The organism is Allobosea sp. GW823-FHT01F03 (genome assembly GCF_058798075.1).
Window position 1 is genome coordinate 1,205,431 of sequence record NZ_CM179505.1, and the last position, 16,657, is coordinate 1,222,087.

The following is a 16,657-nucleotide window of genomic DNA, read 5'->3' on the forward strand; positions in this document are numbered from 1 at the left end:
ATTCAGGCGGCGTCTGGCGAGCCGGAGAGAACCACGTGACCACCGGCTTTGCAGCAATCCCGGCCTCGGGCAGCTATCGCTTGAACAAGGCCCGGGTGCCGGCCTGCCTGGTCTCGGCCGAGGCCGTTGCGAGCGACCGGGCCGGCTTTGCACTGCTCGACATCGCGATCGAGGACGGGGTCGTCGCCTCGCTCCTGCCGGCCGGCATGCCGAGTCTCGATGCCGGGCATGCCGTCGATCTCGACGGCGGCATCGTCTTGCCGCGCCTCGTCGATGTGCACACCCATCTCGACAAGGGCCATATCTGGCCGCGCCGCCCGAATCCGGACGGCAGCTTCATGGGGGCGCTGACCAGCGTCGGCGCCGATCGCGAGGCGAACTGGACGGCGCGGGACGTCAGGGCACGGATGGAGTTCGGCCTGCGCTGCGCCCTCGCTCATGGTACGGCGGCGATCCGCACCCATATCGACTCGCTCGGTCCGCAGATCGGCATCTCCTGGCCGGTGCTGGCCGAGCTTCGGGCGGAATGGGCCGGGCGCATCGCCCTGCAGGGCTCGCCGCTGTTCGGCGTCGAGGCCGTCGCCGACGGCGCCCATATGCAGGCGATCACCCGAGCGGTGAGGGCGCATGGTGACGGGCTGCTCGGCTGCGTCACCTACATGATCCCAGAGCTCGAGGCGGCGCTGGATACGATCTTCCAGACCGCGATCGAGAACGGTTTCGACCTCGATTTCCATGTCGACGAGAGCAATGATCCGGCGGCGCGCTCGCTGGAAGCCATTGCCGACGCGGCGCTGCGTCATCGCTTCACCGGCAGGATCCTCGTCGGGCATTGCTGCTCGCTGGCCCTGCAGCAGCCGCGGGACGAGGCGCGCATCGTCGCCAAGGTCGCCGAGGCCGGCATCGCCGTGGTCTCGCTGCCGATGTGCAACATGTATCTGCAGGACCGGCAGGCCGGCCGCACGCCGCGCTGGCGCGGCGTCACCGCGCTGCATGAGCTGAAGGCAGCCGGCGTGCCGGTAATGATCGCCTCCGACAACACCCGCGATCCCTTCTACGCCTATGGCGATCTCGACCTCGTCGAGGTGCTGCGCGAGGGAACGCGCATCCTGCAGCTGGACCATTCGGGCAATGACTGGGTACAGAGCATCGCGACGACGCCGGCCGCGCTGATGGGCCTGCCTGGGCAGGGCCGGCTCAGTGTTGGCGGCCCCGCCGACCTGATCCTGACCCGGGCACGGGACTGGACCGAATTCTTCGCCCGGCCGCAGGCCGAGCGCACCGTCTTGATCTGCGGCAAGGCGATCGACCGCACGCTGCCCGATTATCGCGAACTCGACCATCTGATGAGCACCGACGCATGAGCACGAAATACGACATCGCCGCCCTCAAGGCCCGCCTCGGCAATATCAGGAGCGAGGACAATCCCGCGCTGGTGAAGCAGAAGAGCCGGGACTTCTTCTGGTACTCGCCGACGCTGAAGCGCCAGCTCGACCAGGTCACGGCCGATATCATCGTTTCGCCGACCAGCGAGGCGGAGGTGCTGGAGGTGCTCGCCGCTGCCCATGCGCTCGGCATCCCCGTGACGCCGCGCGGCACCGGCACCGGCAATTACGGCCAGGCCATGCCGCTCTCGGGCGGGGTGGTGCTCGATCTCTCCGGCTTCAACAAGGTCAAGGCGATCGAGGCGGGGCGCTATGTCGCTGAGCCCGGCGCGATCCTCTCGAAGATCGACGAGGAGACTCGGGCGCATTCGCGCCAGGAGATCCGCCTGCACCCCTCGACCTACCACACCGCTTCGGTCGGCGGCTTCATCGCCGGCGGCTCCGGCGGCGTCGGCTCGATCAAATGGGGCGGCCTGCGCGATTGGGGCAACATCATCCGCCTCAAGGTCGCGACCATGGAGGCGACTCCGCGCATCCTCGAGCTTCAGGGCGAGGACCTGCACAAGGTCTCGCACGCCTATGGCACCAACGGCATCATCACCGAGGTCGAGATGCCGCTCGGCCCGGCCTATAACTGGGTCGACGTGATCATCGGCTTCGACAGCCTGCGCGGCGCGACCGAATTCGCCAATTCGCTCGGCGAGCAGGACGGGCTGGCGTTGAAGGAACTCGCCGTCGTCGCGGCGCCGGCGCCGCACGACTATTTCCTGCGCCATCGCAAATTCCTGCCGCGCGACAGCCATTGCGTCATCGCCATGATCGCGGATTTCGCGGTGGAATCGACGCTGGCCTATGCCCGCCGCTTCCGGGGCGCGGAATTGCTGATGCGCTCGGACAAGCTGACGCCGGAAGAGGCGAAAGGCCTGCCGGCTTCCTTCGAGCTCGCCTGGAACCACACCACCTTGCGGGCGCTCAGGGTCGATCCGTCGATCACCTATCTGCAGGTGCTCTACCCGTTCCCCAACCAGGTCGAGCTGGTCGAGAAGATCCATCAGCGTTTCGGCGACGAGCTGACCTGCCATCTCGAATTCGTCCGCTTCGACGGCAAGATCACCTGCTTCGGCCTGCCGCTGGTGCGCTTCACCACGGAGGAGCGGCTTGAAGAGATCATGGCGATCCATGAGGAGATGGGCGCGCCGATCTTCAACCCGCATCGCTACACGCTGGAAGAGGGCGGCATGAAGCAGACCGACGAGGTCCAGCTCGCCTTCAAGCGCGAGGCCGACCCGCAAGGCCTGCTCAATCCCGGCAAGATGGTCGCCTGGGAGGACCCGGAATACGACTATCGCGCCGGAAAGACCTTCCTGTTCCGCAGCCTGGGTGAAGCGGCCGGCGGCTGAGCATGCGCGTCCTCGTCGTCTACGCGCATCCCAACCCCGAGAGCTTCGGCGCGGCGCTGTACGCTGCGACCGTGGCCGGGCTGCGCCGGCACGGCCATGAGGTCGATGATTGCGACCTCTATGCCGAGGGCTTCGAGCCGGTGCTGAGCCGACAGGAGCGGCTCGACTATCTCGACCTTGCGAAGAATGGCTGTTCGGTAGCCGGCTATGTCGAGCGGCTGCGCGCGGCGGAAGCGCTGGTCCTGTGCTTCCCGGTCTGGAATTTCGGTTATCCCGCCATGCTGAAAGGCTATTTCGACCGGGTCTTCCTGCCCGGCGTGTCGTTCAAGCTGGTCGAGGGGCAGGCACAGCCGAGCCTCTGGAATATTCGCCGGCTTGCTGCGGTAACGACTTATGGCGCCACGCGCTGGCGGGCCATGCTGATGGGCGACCCGCCGCGCAAGCTGGTCGGCCGGTCCTTGCGGGCAGTCTGCCACCCAACCGCTCGCCTCAGCTATCAGGCCCATTACGACATGAACCGCTCGACGCCGGAGAGCCGGACGGCATTTCTGCGCAGGATCGAGGCGATGACCGCACAATTCTAGGTGATTGTCGCACCATTGTCATTTGCCTGTCATGTTGGCAGGCGATTCCAGAGCCGGCGAAAAGTATGGGCAATCTTTTCGAGGGGCCGGCTCATGACCAAGACGATCGAAAAAAGCGTCGGCCGCGCCTTGCTGCTCGCCGCGAGATTGCATCGCGGCCGGATGGGCGAGCGGCTGAATGCGCTCGGGCTCTTCCCGGGGCAGGAGCAGGCCCTGAAGGCGCTGCAGGCCGCGCCGATGACCATGGGCGAGCTCGCTACCTTGCTGCGGGTCAAGCCGCCGACGGTTTCCAAGACGATCGGTCGGCTTTCGCTGCAGGGCCTGGTCAGCCGCGAGGGCGGCGGCAAGGATGGCAGGCTGGTTCAGGTCGCGCTGACCGAACATGGCCAGAAGACTGCCACGGCCCTCGACGCGGTCTGGACCCAGGTCGAGGAGGAGCTGCTCGAGAAGCTCGACTCCAAGGAGCGCAAGCAATTGCGCAAGCTGCTGCGCAAGGTCGCCAAGGGACTTTCGCAGGCCGGCGCCGAGCTCGACGATCCCGAAGACGAGGTTGAGGACGCAGCCTGAGCCAGGCCGGCGCCTTCGCGGCATGGCACGCATGCGTCACCGGACTGGTCTCGGCCTTTAAATCGGTTCATTGATCTCAGGTCATTCCGCAGAAGCATGCCGAGACCCGTCGCTTGTCGGCCGCCCCCGCTCCGCCCCCGGATACGCGCCGGACGCGCCTGACCGCCATCTTGCTGATGTGCGCGGCGGTGCTGTGCTTTGCGCTGCTCGATGCCTCGGCGAAATGGCTGGGCGGCTCGATGCATGCGATGCAGGTCGTCGCGGCCCGCTATCTGATCAGCGTGGCTCTGGTCTCGACCCTGCTCAATCCATGGTCGCGGCCAGGCATTCTGCGGACGCGCCGCCCCTGGTTGCAGGGCTTCCGTTCGCTCCTGCTCCTGATCTCGACGGGGCTGAACTTCATCGCGCTGAAATATCTGCAACTGGCCGAGAACGTCTCGATCATGTTCGCGACGCCCTTTCTCGTCGCGCTTCTGGCCGGGCCGATCCTCGGCGAATGGGCCGGGCCTCGCCGGCTGGCGGCGATCGGCGTCGGCTTCATCGGCGTGCTGATCATCTTGCGCCCCGGCTTCGGCGGGCTGCACCCGGCGGCGCTGCTCACCGTCTGCGGCTGCTTCTGCTACGCCTTCTACAGCATCTCGACGCGGATGCTCGCCGCCAGCGACGCCCCGGAGACGACGATGTTCTATTCCGGCATCGTCGGGGCGGTGGTGATGCTGCCGCTGCTGCCGCTGTTCTGGTCCTGGCCGGCCAACGGGGCGAGCTGGCTCTTGATGCTGAGCGTCGGGCTTTTCGGGGCCCTCGGCCACTGGCTGCTGATCCTGGCGCATCAGCGCGCGCCGGCGAGCATGCTCTCGCCGTTCAATTACTCGCAGATCGTCTGGATGGTGGCGCTCGGCTGGTTCGTCTTCGGCCAGATTCCTGACGGCTACACCTTCATCGGTGCGAGCATCGTCATCGGCTCCGGGCTCTACCTGCTCTATCGCGAGCGGGTCCGGGCCGTGCCCGAAGGCTCGGCCCGGCTGGATTGAGGCTGCGCGCCGCTCAGCCCTTATCGGTGAGCGAGAGGCGGCTCTGCGACGCCACGAAATCCGACAGCATAGGTACGAAATCGTCGCCCTTCCCGGCCGCGACGGCCTGGGCATAGACGTTCTTGACGGCATTGCCGACCGGGTTGGGAATGCCGGCATCGTTGGCGACCGCTTCGAGATAGCGGACATCCTTCAGCGCGTTCGACAAGGTGAACTTGTGGGCGTCGCGATCGCGCTGCAGCACGTACTGCATGAAGGTCTGGTAGAAGCCGCAATCCATCCGGCCGCCCGAGATCACGCTGTCGAAGGTCTGCGGCGTGATGCCGATCTTCTGCGCCAGCGTCAGCGCCTCCGAATAGATCGCGCCATAGCCCATCGACAGGAAGTTATTGAGAAGCTTCATCTTGTGGCCGTCCCCGACCGGGCCGAGATGAACCACCTTCTGTGCCCATGCGTCACAGACCGGCTTGATCCGGGCGAAAACCTCTCTGTCGGCGCCAATCATGGTCGAGAGTTGGCCAAGAGCCGCTTGCGCGGGGGTCCCGCCGAGCGGTGCATCGCAAAGGTGGAGACCGATGGCCGCGAGCTGGGCCGCCAATCTGACCGTCGAGCCGGGATCGGAGGTCGAGCAATCGACGATGATCGTGCCGGGCTTCGCGCCGGCTGCGATGCCGTCCGGTCCATTGATCACGGCCTCGACCTGCGGCGTGCCGGTGACGCAAAGGAAGATGATCGAGGCTTTCTCGGCGAGCTCCCGCGGCGTCCGGGCCTCCTGGGCGCCGGCTGCCTTGAGCTCTTCGACGGGCTTGCGGTTCCTGTGCCCCATGACGGTCAAGGGAAAACCTTTGGCGAGGATGCAGGAGGCCATGCCCTGGCCCATGAAGCCGACGCCGATGAAGCCGATCGCTTCTTTATGAGCGGTCATCTTTAGTTCCTCTGGATTATATGAGATGGACGGTGAGCATGCGGAACGATTTGACCAAGAACTGGTTGAAGGCCGTGGGTAACCCGCTTCAGGAGAAGCGCTTTATGGCTGGCGACGGAAACCTGCGGGACCCCTCCTCCGTCGGAAAGGGCGCCGCAATCCCTCGGGAACGCTTGGGCGGGCGAGGGCGTGTTACCTTGCAGATCATCGCCGATCACCTCGACGTCTCGACGGCGACAGTCTCGCTCGCGCTGCGCGGCAGTCCGCTCGTCGCCGACGCGACCAAGCATCGCGTGCAGAAGATCGCCCGCGAGATGGGATACAGCTACAACCGCAGCGCCGCCTCGCTGCGGACCGACCGGACCAATATTCTCGGCGTCGGCTTCCACGACATCACCAACCCCTATTTCGCCGAGCTCCTGGCGGCGATCGAGGAAACGGCTGCCGCCCATGGCCGCTCGATCCTTCTCGGAACCTATGCGGAGAACCTGGAACGTCAGGACCGCGTGCTCAACACGCTGAAGGAATACCGGCCCGACGGGATGATCATCTGCCCGGCCGGCGGCAGCACGGCGGAGACGCTTGCCCATCTGATGGCGGCGCAGGTGCCGCTCGTCCAGCTTTCGCGCGAGATCGAGGGCGTCGATCTCGACTTCGTCGGTTCCGACGACCGGCACGGCACCATGCTGGCGATGGAGCATCTGCTGGAGCTCGGCCATCGCCGCATTGCCTTCCTCGGCGAGAGCAAGCTGATTTCGACCGGCTGCAATCGCTATCGTGGCTATCGCGACATGCTCGCCAAACACGGTCTGCCGCTCGACCCGGCACTGGTCTATTCCGCCTGGGGAACGCGCGAGAACGGGCTGAAAGGCGTCCAGAAGGTGCTTTCGGTGGAGGACCCGCCGACGGCTGCGGTCTGCTTCAACGACCTCACCGCCTTCGGGGCGATGCTCGGCCTGCGCCATTGCGGGCTCGAGGCCGGCGAAGACTTCTCGCTGGTCGGCTGCGACGACGTCCAGGAAGCGGCGCAATGGTATCCGGCGCTGACGACGATCAAGAATTTTCAGGACGATATGGGGCGCCAATCGGCCGAGATGCTGCTGCGCCGCATCGCCGAGCCGGCCGCGCCGGCGCGCAGGGTCGTGCTGAAACCGGATCTCGTGGTGCGCGGCACCACGGCGCCGCCCCGCAAGAAATAGGGCAGGGCACCCCGGCTTCGGGCCGGCGAGCGGCTGCCCCGCCTGCGGACGAGCCCGTCCGAAGGCGGCGTCATCCAGTCCGGTTTCAGGCATCGTTGGCAGCTTTGGGGTTCAGCGCGCGATAGGCGCGGACGACCTGCGAGTCGTCGCGCCCGCCATGGCCGAGGCCCGAAGCTGCAAGGAACATCTGGTGTGCCGTGGCCGCCAGCGGCAGCGCGGCCTTCGCGGCCCGGCCGGCATCGAGCACGATGCCGAGATCCTTGACGAAGATGTCGACCGCGCTGGCGACCGGCGGCTCGTCGTCGAGCATGCGCGGGCCGCGATCCCTGAGCATCCAGGAGGAGGCGGCCGAGCCGCCCATGATCTCGAACAGCAGCTTGCCGTCGATCCCGGCTTTCTGGGCCAGCGAGAGGGCCTCGGCGGCAACGGCGATATGGACGCCGCAGAGCAGCTGGTTGACGGTCTTCACGGTCGCGCCCTGGCCGGGCTTCAGGCCGACATGGAAGACCTTGTCGCCCATCGCGTCGAGCATCGGCTTGCCGGCGTCGAAACTCTCCTGCGAGGCGCCGGCCATGATCGTCAGCGTGCCGTTGCGGGCGCCGTTGACGCCGCCGGAGACCGGCGCGTCGACGAAGCGGCGGCCGCTCTTCTCGACTTCGGCGGCGATCGCCTCGACCTCGCCGGGCGGGCAGGTCGCCATCAGGATGACGGTCGCCGCGGGCGCGAGGGCGGCGAGCGCCCCGGCCTCGAACAGCACGGAGCGGGCCTGAGCGGCATTGACGACCATCAGGATCAGGGCATCCGCACCTTGCGCCGCTTCGCCGGCGCTCGCCGCGGCATGACCGCCGGCTGCGGCTAGGGCGTCGCGCGCCTGCTGGCGCATATCGAAACCGGTGACGCGGAACTGGCGCTTGACGAGGTTCTCGGCCATCGGCGCACCCATGGCGCCGAGACCGACGAAGGCGATCGAACTCACAAAACCAACCTTTTTGCTGACAATGGGCCCGTCCCTGGACGGGCCCGGCAGGGGCTCATTCCTTCACCGCGCCGGTGAGCGAGGCGACGTAATAGTCGACGAAGAAGGAATAGAGCAGGGCGACCGGGATCGAGCCGAGCAGGGCGCCGGCCATCAGCGAGCCCCAATGGTAGACGTCGCCCTCGACGAGCTGGGTCAGCACGGCGACGGGCACGGTCTTCTTCTCGGCCGACTGGATGAAGGCCAGCGCGTAGATGAACTCGTTCCAGGACAGGGTGAAGGCGAAGATACCGGCCGAGATCAGCCCGGGCAGCGCCAGCGGCAGGGTGATCTTCCAGAGCGTCTGCAAACGGGTCGCGCCGTCGATCATGGCGCATTCCTCGAGCTCGAACGGGATCGACTTGAAATAGCCGATCAGCAGCCAGGTGCAGAACGGGATCAGGAAGGTCGGATAGGTCAGGATCAGCGCCCATTGCGAGTCGAACAGACCGAGCTGGAAGATCAGCGTCGCCATGGGGATGAACAGGATCGAGGGCGGCACCAGATAGGCGAGATAGATCCCGAGCCCGACATATTGCGAGCCCTTGAACTTCAGGCGCTGGATCGCATAGGCGGCGAGCACGCTGGAGAACAGGGAGAGAGCCGTCGCGACCGTGGCGACGGTCATCGTCGTCAGCAGCCATTGCGGATAGTCGGTCTGGAAGAGCAGCTTGTTGATGTTCTCCAGCGTCGGCGACTTCACCCAGAACGGGTTGTTGTTCTTGTAGTCGTAGAGTTCCGAGTTCGGTTTGATCGCAGTGATCGCCATCCAGTAGAACGGGAACAGCAGTATGATCACGAAAAGCGAAAGCGGCAGATAGAGGGTGATGAAGCGGCGCGGCCCCGACGACCAGTCGATGACGCCGGCCTGCTCCTTCTCGACCAGATGCGGGCGCTCCGCGGCAGCGTGATCAGTCATTGTCTTCTCCCTGCTGCCATTTGCGGCGGGCGAGCGCGAAGTAGCTGAACAGCGTCGCCATCACGAGGAAGGGGATCATCGCGACCGCGATCGCCGCGCCCTCGCCGAGCTGGCCGCCGGGGATGCCGCGCTGGAAGGCGAGCGTCGCCATCAGATGGGTGGAGTTGATCGGCCCGCCGCGCGTGATGGCGTAGACGAGCTGGAAATCGGTGAAGGTGAACAGCACCGAGAAGGTCAGCACCACAGCCAGGATCGGCATCAGCATCGGCAGCGTCACATGTCGGAAGCGCTGCCAGGCATTGGCGCCGTCGAGCATCGCCGCTTCGTAGAGGGCCGGTGAGATGGTCTGCAGGCCGGCGAGCAGCGAGATCGCGACGAAGGGAATGCCGCGCCAGACATTGGCGGCGATCAGGGAAAAGCGTGCCGGCCAGGGAGCGCCGAGGAAGTCGATATAGGTTTCGCGCCAGCCGAGCACGTCGACCAGGATGTAGGAGATGATCGAGAACTGCGGATCGTAGATCCACCAGAAGGCGATCGCCGAGAGCACGGTCGGGACGATCCAAGGCACCAGGATCAGCGCGCGCAGCAGCGATTTGAACGGCAGGTGGTTGTTGAGCAGCAGCGCCAGCCAGAGCCCGAGCGCAAACTTCCCGATGGTCGCGACGCTCGTATAGAGCAGCGTGTTCCAGACCGACGTGATGAAGACCGGATCGTGCCAGAGCGACTGGAAGTTCTCGAAGCCGATGAAATAGCCGGCGCGGCCGATGCGGGTGTCGGTGAAGGCGAGCCAGACGCCGAGGCCGAGCGGATAGCTCAGGAATACCAGCAGCAGGCCCAGTGCCGGCAGCAGGCAGATGAAAACCAGAAATGGCTTGTAGTCGAACAGGCGCGTCAACCAGCCCTGGGAGAACTGGTGGCCGGCCCGTGCCTCGGCCGCGATCGTCATGGCGCGATTTCCCGTGATGAAGCCGCGCCGCCGCGGTGGCGGCGGCGCGGTCGTGACGGATCAGGTGCGGTAGTAGCGCTTGGCGCGGCGCTCGGCTTCCGCAGCGGCCTGTTCGGGCGTCGCCTGGCCGGCGCAGACCGAGGCGACCATCTGCACCATGACGTATTCGGCGTTGACGGTGCCGGCAGCCTCGGTGATCGCGCCCTTGTAGCCGCTCCACAGAGCGCGCTCCCAGGTGTCGCGATAGACCAGGATCTTCGGATCGCTCTCCCAGACCTTGCTCGAGGCATAGGCCTTGAGCGGCTGGGTCCAGTAGCCATAGCAGCCGGTCAGCCACTTATCGTACTGCTCCTTCTCCATCATGAAGCGGAGGTACTCTTTCGCGGCGTTCGGGAATTTGGTGTGCTTGAACACCATGGCGTTGATGACCAGCGCCGTCTCGGTCGGACGGCCGACGCCGGCGCCGATCGGCATCGGTGCATGGTTGAGGTCCTTGCCGACGGCGGCGATCTTCTCGTCCTTGGAGTTCTTGATCGAGAAGTAGAGCGAGACGCCGTTCTGAGTCAGGCCGACTTCACCGGCCGTCAGCGCCTTGTTGTTGCTGATGTCGAGCCAGGAAAGCGTACCCGGGATGAAGGTCTCGTAGAGCGCCTTGGCGTATTTCAGCCCCTCGATCGTCTCCTTGCTGTTGATCGCGACCTTGTTGTTCTCGTCGACCATGTAGCCGCCATGCGACCAGATCAGCCAGTTGCAGAAGGCATTGCCGTCGCCGACGGCATTGCCGAGGGCAAAGCCCGCCGGGTGGCCATTGGCCTTGAGCTTGCGGCAGAGGTCGAGGAAACCGGCATGGTCGGTCGGGAACTTGTCGAAGCCCGCTTCCTTGACCCAGGATTCGCGATAGACCGCCGGGCCGCCCGAGCCGCCCATCGGGATCGAGATCCAGGTGTTGGTCTTGTCCTTCTTGCCGTATTTCTCGGCGATCGGGTACCAGCCGCCGTATTTCTTGCCGAGGTCCTCGGCGATACCAGTCAGGTCGACGAGCTTGTCGGCGAAGATATGGGGGTCGTCGGCCCAGCCGACGACGACGTCCGGTCCGGCGCCGGTATTCGCGGTCACTGCCGTCTGCGGGCGCAGGTCTTCCCAGCTCGCATAGTCGACGCGGACCTGGACACCGGTCGCCTTGGTGAAGGCGGCGGTGTTCTCGTCGAAGATCGCCTGATCGGGATCGACGAACTTGGTCGGACGCAGGACGCGCAGGGTCGCGCCCTTCTCGATATTTGCGGTCTGGGCGATCGAGGGTGCGGCAAGCGTTGCGCCGGCGGCGAGTCCGGCGCCGCCGATCAATACGTCACGTCTGGAAATCGTCATGGGTCAGCTCCTCCGTTGGACCGCGAGGCCCTACATGGGAGCCTCGTCAGGGTTTGTAGTCGGCGGATGCGCGACGCCGCCCCGGGGGCGGCGCCCCCATTGGGCGGAGCAGCGGATGGTCAGATGCGCGTGCCGGTCGCGGCGTCGAAGAGATGCGTGACCGAGGTGTCGGGCCGGATATGGATGTTCTCGCCCGGCTTGGCGGTGATGCGCTCGCGGAAGATGCAGGTCAGATCCTGGCCACCGCAGCGGACGACCACCTGCGTCTCGGAGCCCATCGGTTCGATCACCACGACTTCGGCCGGCAGGCCGGCCGGGTCGAGCAGGATGTGCTCGGGGCGGATGCCCATCACGGCGGCGCGCCCGTTCGAATCGGCCGGATGCTGCCCGACCGGCCAGATCACGCCGCCCTCGGTCTCGAAGCCGTTGGCGCGGATCGTGCCCTTCAGCAGATTCATCGAGGGCGAGCCGATGAAGGCGGCGACGAAGAGGTTGGCCGGGTTGTCGTAGAGGTCGAGCGGTGCGCCCATCTGCTCGACGATGCCGTCATGCATCACGACGATCTTGTCGGCCATGGTCATGGCCTCGATCTGGTCGTGGGTGACGTAGACCGTCGTGGTCTTGAGGCGCTGGTGCAGCTCCTTGATCTCGGTGCGCATCTGGACGCGCAGCTTGGCGTCGAGATTGGAGAGCGGCTCGTCGAACAGGAAGACCTGCGGGTCGCGCACGATGGCGCGGCCCATGGCGACGCGCTGGCGCTGGCCGCCCGAGAGCTGGCGCGGATAGCGGTCGAGCAGCTTGTCGAGGCCGAGAATGCCGGCGGCCTTGTTGACGCGCTCGTCGATCTCGGCCTGCGGCGCCTTCCGCAGCTTCATCGAGAAGGCCATGTTGTCGGCCACCGTCATATGCGGATAGAGCGCATAGTTCTGGAAGACCATGGCGATGTCGCGCTCTTTCGGCGGCACGTCGTTGACGACGCGCGGGCCGATGCGGATCTCGCCGCCGGTGATGTTCTCCAGCCCGGCGATCATGCGCAAAAGGGTCGACTTGCCGCAGCCGGAGGGACCGACCAGAATGACGAACTCGCCGTCGTCGATGTCGATGTCGACACCATGGATGACCTGCGTCGAGCCATAGGCCTTGCGCACATCGGCGATCTGGACTGAGGCCATCTTGGCGTCTCCCGGTCTTCGTTTCCTTCGGGGACGAGTGATCGCACCCCGGCGGCATGGCCGCAATCCCATTGGTCTCGGCTTCTCTGGGCCGATGACCATGGCGCGCCGCAATGCAGGCAAATCCTCGCCTGTTGCGTAGCCCCCGTTCCCGGATAAAGTCATACGATACGAACGGGCGTGTCAAGCGCTCGGCCAGAAGAGCGCCGACGTCGCCGGAAGGCGGCGTGGCGCGGAGGAAAGCCGAAGCGGATGCGGATGCGCGACATTTCGCGGGCGAGGATGCTGAGCCCCGACCGGCTGTTCGGACAGGTCGCCCACAAGCTGGCGGTTTCGATCATCAGCGGCGCCTCGCGGGCTGGTGATCTGTTGCCGAACGAGGACGGCATCCGCGGCGAGATCTCCGTGTCGCGTACGGCCTACCGCGAGGCCGTGAAGTTCCTGACCGGCAAGGGGATGGTTGAGGCGAGGCCGAAAAGCGGCACCCGCGTCGCGCCTCGCGAGTCCTGGAACCTGCTCGATCCCGATGTCCTGGCCTGGCATTTCGAAGCCGATCCGAACGAGAAATTCATTCGCGATCTCTTCGAGTTGCGACTTTTCGTCGAGCCGAGCGCAGCGCGGCTGGCGGCACAACGGCGCAGCGAGGACGACCTCGCCCGGATCGAGGCTGCCTATCGCGGCATGACGGTGAATCCGCCCTATGCCGAGCCGACCGTGCAGGCCGATCTCGCTTTCCACGAGGCGATCTTCGAGGCGACGCGCAACCCGCCGCTGCAATGCCTCGCGCCGGCCGTCTGCGCCACGATCCAGTGGTCGCTGTTCCTGAAGGCGCCGGACGACCGCTTCTTCTTCACGGCGTCACTGGTGGATCACGAGCGGGTGCTGGATGCGATCAGCCAGCGCGATGGCGATCTCGCCGCGGCCCGGATGAGTGGGCTGGTGATCGACAGCCTGAACAGCACCCTGCGATTGCTGGCCGGCCGCTCGTCGGAAAAAGGCGAGCCAGGCCGTGAATAAGTCATACTATAAATGCCGGGATTGGTGGCTCGGCAGGGAAGCGGCGCCTCGGGCCGTCTCTGCTCTGCGGGCGACCCGGCGATGCATCCGCCCCGGTGGGCGGATCGAGCTGGAGCCTCTACGCTTCATTTAATCGTTTTAATATTTTGAAATCAACCCGGATACGCGTATCCGTTCACGTCCACGAGAGCACAGGCCCCATGACCGCGCAGAACAAGATCGAGATCATCATGACCGGGCCGCTGATGGCCTATGCCGCCGACCAGCTCAAGGCACGCTTCATCGTGCACGAACTCTGGAAGGCAGAGGATAAGGCCGCCGCGCTCGCCGAGCTCAGGGACCGGGTGCGCGGCGTCGCCGGCGGTGGCGCGCATATCAAGATCGACGGCGCCCTGTTCGATGCGCTGCCCAAGCTCGAGATCGTCTCGAATTTCGGCGTCGGCTACGACAATGTCGACGCTGCCGAGGCCGGAAGGCGCGGCCTCGTCGTCACCAACACGCCGGATGTGCTGACCGACGAGGTCGCCGACCTCGCGCTCGGGCTCCTGCTTTCGACCGTCCGGCAATTGCCACAGGTCGACCGCTATCTGCGCGAGGGCAAGTGGCTCGCCGGCCCCTATCCGCTGACCACCTCGCTGCGCAAGCGCAAGATCGGCATCGTCGGGCTCGGGCGGATCGGCAAGGCGGTGGCGCATCGCCTCGAGGCCTTCGGGGTCGAGATCGCCTATCATGGCCGCTCGCGCCAGGCCGATGTCGCCTATCGCTATTATCCTTCGCTGGTCGAGATGGCCCAGGATGTCGACACGCTCGTCTCGGTGGCCCCGGGGGGTGACTCGACCTATCACATCATCAATGCCGAGGTGCTGAAGGCGCTGGGGCCGAACGGCATCGTCGTCAATGTCGGCCGCGGCACGGTGATCGACGAGCAGGCGTTGATCAAGGCGCTGCAGGACAAGACCATCCTCTCCGCCGGCCTCGACGTGTTCGAGGACGAGCCGCGCGTGCCGGCCGAACTGATCGCGCTCGACCATGTCGTGCTGCTGCCGCATGTCGGCTCGGCCTCGGTGCACACCCGCGAGCAGATGGGCCAGCTCCTGGTCGACAATCTGAGTTCGTGGTTCGACGGCAAGGGGCCGCTGACCCCGGTCGTCGAGACGCCATGGAAGAAGGCCTGATCTCCATCCGCAAAGCGAAGGGGTTCGCGGCGCTCGCCGCCGGGCTCCTTCTGCTCGCCGACCCGGTTTTCGCGCAGGGGCAACCCGCGGGCAGGCCGGCGGCCGCGCCGCGCGCGCTGGCCGGAGCCTGGGAGATCGAGAAGATCGGCGCGCCGCGCAGCTGCACCGTCACTTTCGGCACGGAGCCTGCGGCGAAAGGCTGGCAATTGCGCTTTCCGGCGACCTGCCGGCGGGCGCTACCGATCCTGAACGAGGCCGCCGGCTGGGATCTGGGCTCGGCCGGCGCTCCGCGCCTGGTCGACGGGGCGGGCAAGGTGCTGATCGCCTTCGACGAGAGGTCAGGCGCGGCCGGGCGGCGCGGCAAGGGGAGCGACGGCGCGCAATACGGGCTCGACCCCAAGGGCCATGCCCGCGTCGTGGCGGGCCCGGCGCCGAGCGCCGCCGAACTGGCGGCGACCGCCGCGAGCCGACGTACCCCGGTCGATCCGGCGCAGGCGCCGGCGATGGAAAGCGTGCCGGGCCGCTATGCGGCGATGCGCCAGCCGGGGCGGGAGGTCTGCAAGCTTTCCCTGACAGCGGCGGCCTCCGAGACCGCAGGCGCGACAGTCGCGAGCTTCGAAGGCGCTTGCACCGACACTGGCCTGACGATCTTCTCGCCCGTGGCCTGGCGCTATGTCGCCGGCCGGCTCGAGCTGATCGCCCGCAAGGGCCACAAGGTCGAGCTCGTCTTCGAGGACGGGCAATGGCGCAAGGACCCGGCGGTCGGCGCACCGCTGATGCTGAAGAAGCTGCCTTAGGACAGGTTAGCTTTCTGCCTGAAGGCCTTTCTCGTCATGGTCGGGCTTGGCCCGACCTTCCACGTCTTTGCTGATCGAGTGCGGTGATCAAGACGTGGATGCTCGGCACAAGGCCGAGCATGACGGTGGAGGCATTCGACCTTCGGTCCTTACGCGACGAACTTGCCGCCGAGCTCATCCTCGATATGGACGCGGATGATCTCCTCGAAATTCGCCTCGGCCTTGAAGCCGAGCGCGGTCGCGCGCTGGGCGTTGAAGTTGCGCGGCCAGCCGGCGACGATCTTGTCGATCACCGGATCGATCTCGCGGCGGATGCGCTTGACGACGTTCTCGCCGGCGACCTTGCGCAGGGTCTCGATCTGCTCGGCAACCGTGCAGGAATAGCCCGGCATGGTCAGGGCGCGGCGCGGGCCGATCGCGGCGGTGTCCATGGTCGCGGCATGGACGAGGAAGCCGACGGCCGAGCGCGGCGAGGCATGCCAGTGGCGGACCTGGTCGGAGACGGGCAGCACCGCTTCCTGGCCGTTCAGCGGCTCGCGGATGATGTTGGAGAAGAAGCCGGAGGCGGCCTTGTTCGGCGTACCCGGGCGCACGCAGATGGTCGGCAGGCGGATGCCGACGCCGTCGAAGAAGCCGCGGCGGCTGTAGTCGCAGAGCAGGAGTTCGCCGATCGCCTTCTGGGTGCCGTAGCTGGTCAGCGGCGTGGTGAAGAACTCGTCCTCGATCTTGTCATGGAAGGGCGCGCCGAAGACGGCGACCGAGGAGGTGAAGACCACGCGCGGCTTGTAGCCGTCGCCGGCGTGGCGGATCGCCTCGAAGAGATAGCGCGTGCCGTCGAGATTGATGCGGTAGCCCTTGTCGAAATCGGCCTCGGCCTCGCCGGAGACGACGGCGGCGAGATGGACGATCAGCTCGGGGCGCGAGGCGATCAGCTTCTCGGCCTCGCCGGGTTGCGACAGGTCGGAGGTCAGCGTCTCGAAGGCGAAGGGGGCGTTGGCCGGCGGGCTGGCCGGGAAGATGTCCTGGGCCGTGACCTTGTCGACCGTCTTGCCGCCGAGCTCCTTGTCGCGCGCCAGGCGCTCGATGAACTTGCGGCCGACCATGCCGGCGCCGCCGAGAACGAGAATATGCATGGGTGTTTCCTCGATGTCCTGATT

General features: G+C 66.2%; 16 protein-coding genes. 9 read left to right on the plus strand and 7 right to left on the minus strand.

Going from position 1 to position 16,657, the window contains the following annotated elements:
* Positions 1 to 35 precede the first annotated feature (35 nt).
* The 5 genes from AC3RCC_RS05580 (at position 36) to AC3RCC_RS05600 (ending at position 4,967) form a co-directional block, all read left to right on the plus strand.
* Positions 36 to 1,364, plus strand: a complete 1,329-nt coding sequence (locus tag AC3RCC_RS05580) for a cytosine deaminase (RefSeq protein WP_492257852.1) — start codon at positions 36 to 38, stop codon at positions 1,362 to 1,364.
* Positions 1,361 to 2,785, plus strand: coding sequence for an FAD-binding oxidoreductase (locus tag AC3RCC_RS05585; RefSeq protein ID WP_291645799.1), 1,425 nt, complete (start codon positions 1,361 to 1,363; stop codon positions 2,783 to 2,785). Before AC3RCC_RS05580 ends, AC3RCC_RS05585 begins: the two co-directional genes overlap by 4 nt.
* Before the next feature lie 2 nt (positions 2,786 to 2,787).
* Positions 2,788 to 3,369 carry an NAD(P)H-dependent oxidoreductase gene (locus AC3RCC_RS05590; protein ID WP_492257853.1) on the plus strand — a complete coding sequence of 194 codons (582 nt, stop codon included), beginning with the start codon at positions 2,788 to 2,790 and terminating at the stop codon, positions 3,367 to 3,369.
* A 93-nt stretch (positions 3,370 to 3,462) separates the two neighbouring features.
* Positions 3,463 to 3,936, plus strand: a complete 474-nt coding sequence (locus tag AC3RCC_RS05595) for a MarR family winged helix-turn-helix transcriptional regulator (protein WP_291641377.1) — start codon at positions 3,463 to 3,465, stop codon at positions 3,934 to 3,936.
* Between the two features lie 113 nt (positions 3,937 to 4,049).
* Entirely contained in the window at positions 4,050 to 4,967 is a 918-nt protein-coding gene (locus AC3RCC_RS05600; RefSeq protein ID WP_492257854.1) for a DMT family transporter, read from the plus strand.
* 13 nt (positions 4,968 to 4,980) lie between these two features.
* On the opposite strand, the gene AC3RCC_RS05605 is transcribed toward AC3RCC_RS05600, so the two are convergent.
* Positions 4,981 to 5,892 carry an NAD(P)-dependent oxidoreductase gene (locus tag AC3RCC_RS05605; RefSeq protein ID WP_492257855.1) on the minus strand — a complete coding sequence of 304 codons (912 nt, stop codon included), beginning with the start codon at positions 5,890 to 5,892 and terminating at the stop codon, positions 4,981 to 4,983.
* A 197-nt stretch (positions 5,893 to 6,089) separates the two neighbouring features.
* Here AC3RCC_RS05605 and AC3RCC_RS05610 point away from each other — a divergent pair, with 197 nt between their 5' ends.
* Positions 6,090 to 7,091, plus strand: coding sequence for a LacI family DNA-binding transcriptional regulator (locus AC3RCC_RS05610; protein ID WP_291641383.1), 1,002 nt, complete (start codon positions 6,090 to 6,092; stop codon positions 7,089 to 7,091).
* 85 nt (positions 7,092 to 7,176) lie between these two features.
* On the opposite strand, the gene AC3RCC_RS05615 is transcribed toward AC3RCC_RS05610, so the two are convergent.
* The 5 genes from AC3RCC_RS05615 to AC3RCC_RS05635 all read right to left on the minus strand — a co-directional run bounded on the left by AC3RCC_RS05615 (position 7,177) and on the right by AC3RCC_RS05635 (position 12,511).
* Complete coding sequence (locus AC3RCC_RS05615) at positions 7,177 to 8,034, minus strand: NAD(P)-dependent oxidoreductase (RefSeq protein ID WP_492258753.1); 858 nt, start codon at positions 8,032 to 8,034, stop codon at positions 7,177 to 7,179.
* 88 nt (positions 8,035 to 8,122) lie between these two features.
* Positions 8,123 to 9,025 (minus strand): carbohydrate ABC transporter permease, encoded by a 903-nt coding sequence (locus tag AC3RCC_RS05620; protein WP_291641387.1) that lies wholly within the window; start codon positions 9,023 to 9,025, stop codon positions 8,123 to 8,125.
* Positions 9,018 to 9,971: a carbohydrate ABC transporter permease gene (locus AC3RCC_RS05625; RefSeq protein ID WP_291641389.1), complete on the minus strand. Its 954-nt coding sequence runs from the start codon at positions 9,969 to 9,971 to the stop codon at positions 9,018 to 9,020. Before AC3RCC_RS05625 ends, AC3RCC_RS05620 begins: the two co-directional genes overlap by 8 nt.
* Before the next feature lie 60 nt (positions 9,972 to 10,031).
* Positions 10,032 to 11,339: an ABC transporter substrate-binding protein gene (locus AC3RCC_RS05630; RefSeq protein WP_291641391.1), complete on the minus strand. Its 1,308-nt coding sequence runs from the start codon at positions 11,337 to 11,339 to the stop codon at positions 10,032 to 10,034.
* Positions 11,340 to 11,458: 119 nt separating this feature from the next.
* Complete coding sequence (locus AC3RCC_RS05635) at positions 11,459 to 12,511, minus strand: ABC transporter ATP-binding protein (RefSeq protein WP_492257856.1); 1,053 nt, start codon at positions 12,509 to 12,511, stop codon at positions 11,459 to 11,461.
* A 258-nt stretch (positions 12,512 to 12,769) separates the two neighbouring features.
* Between AC3RCC_RS05635 and AC3RCC_RS05640 the strand changes: the two genes are divergently transcribed.
* The 3 genes from AC3RCC_RS05640 to AC3RCC_RS05650 all read left to right on the plus strand — a co-directional run bounded on the left by AC3RCC_RS05640 (position 12,770) and on the right by AC3RCC_RS05650 (position 15,500).
* The gene (locus AC3RCC_RS05640) at positions 12,770 to 13,528 is read left to right on the plus strand and encodes a FadR/GntR family transcriptional regulator (RefSeq protein WP_492257857.1); all 759 of its coding nucleotides are present in this window, start codon (positions 12,770 to 12,772) and stop codon (positions 13,526 to 13,528) included.
* A 200-nt stretch (positions 13,529 to 13,728) separates the two neighbouring features.
* Entirely contained in the window at positions 13,729 to 14,703 is a 975-nt protein-coding gene (locus AC3RCC_RS05645; protein ID WP_492257858.1) for a 2-hydroxyacid dehydrogenase, read from the plus strand.
* The gene (locus AC3RCC_RS05650; protein WP_492257859.1) at positions 14,688 to 15,500 is read left to right on the plus strand and encodes an AprI/Inh family metalloprotease inhibitor; all 813 of its coding nucleotides are present in this window, start codon (positions 14,688 to 14,690) and stop codon (positions 15,498 to 15,500) included. The genes AC3RCC_RS05645 and AC3RCC_RS05650 overlap by 16 nt, the downstream gene beginning before the upstream one ends.
* Positions 15,501 to 15,649: 149 nt before the next feature.
* Here AC3RCC_RS05650 and denD read toward each other — a convergent pair whose 3' ends face one another.
* Positions 15,650 to 16,633: a D-erythronate dehydrogenase gene (gene denD / locus AC3RCC_RS05655; protein ID WP_452117245.1), complete on the minus strand. Its 984-nt coding sequence runs from the start codon at positions 16,631 to 16,633 to the stop codon at positions 15,650 to 15,652.
* Positions 16,634 to 16,657: the final 24 nt, after the last annotated feature.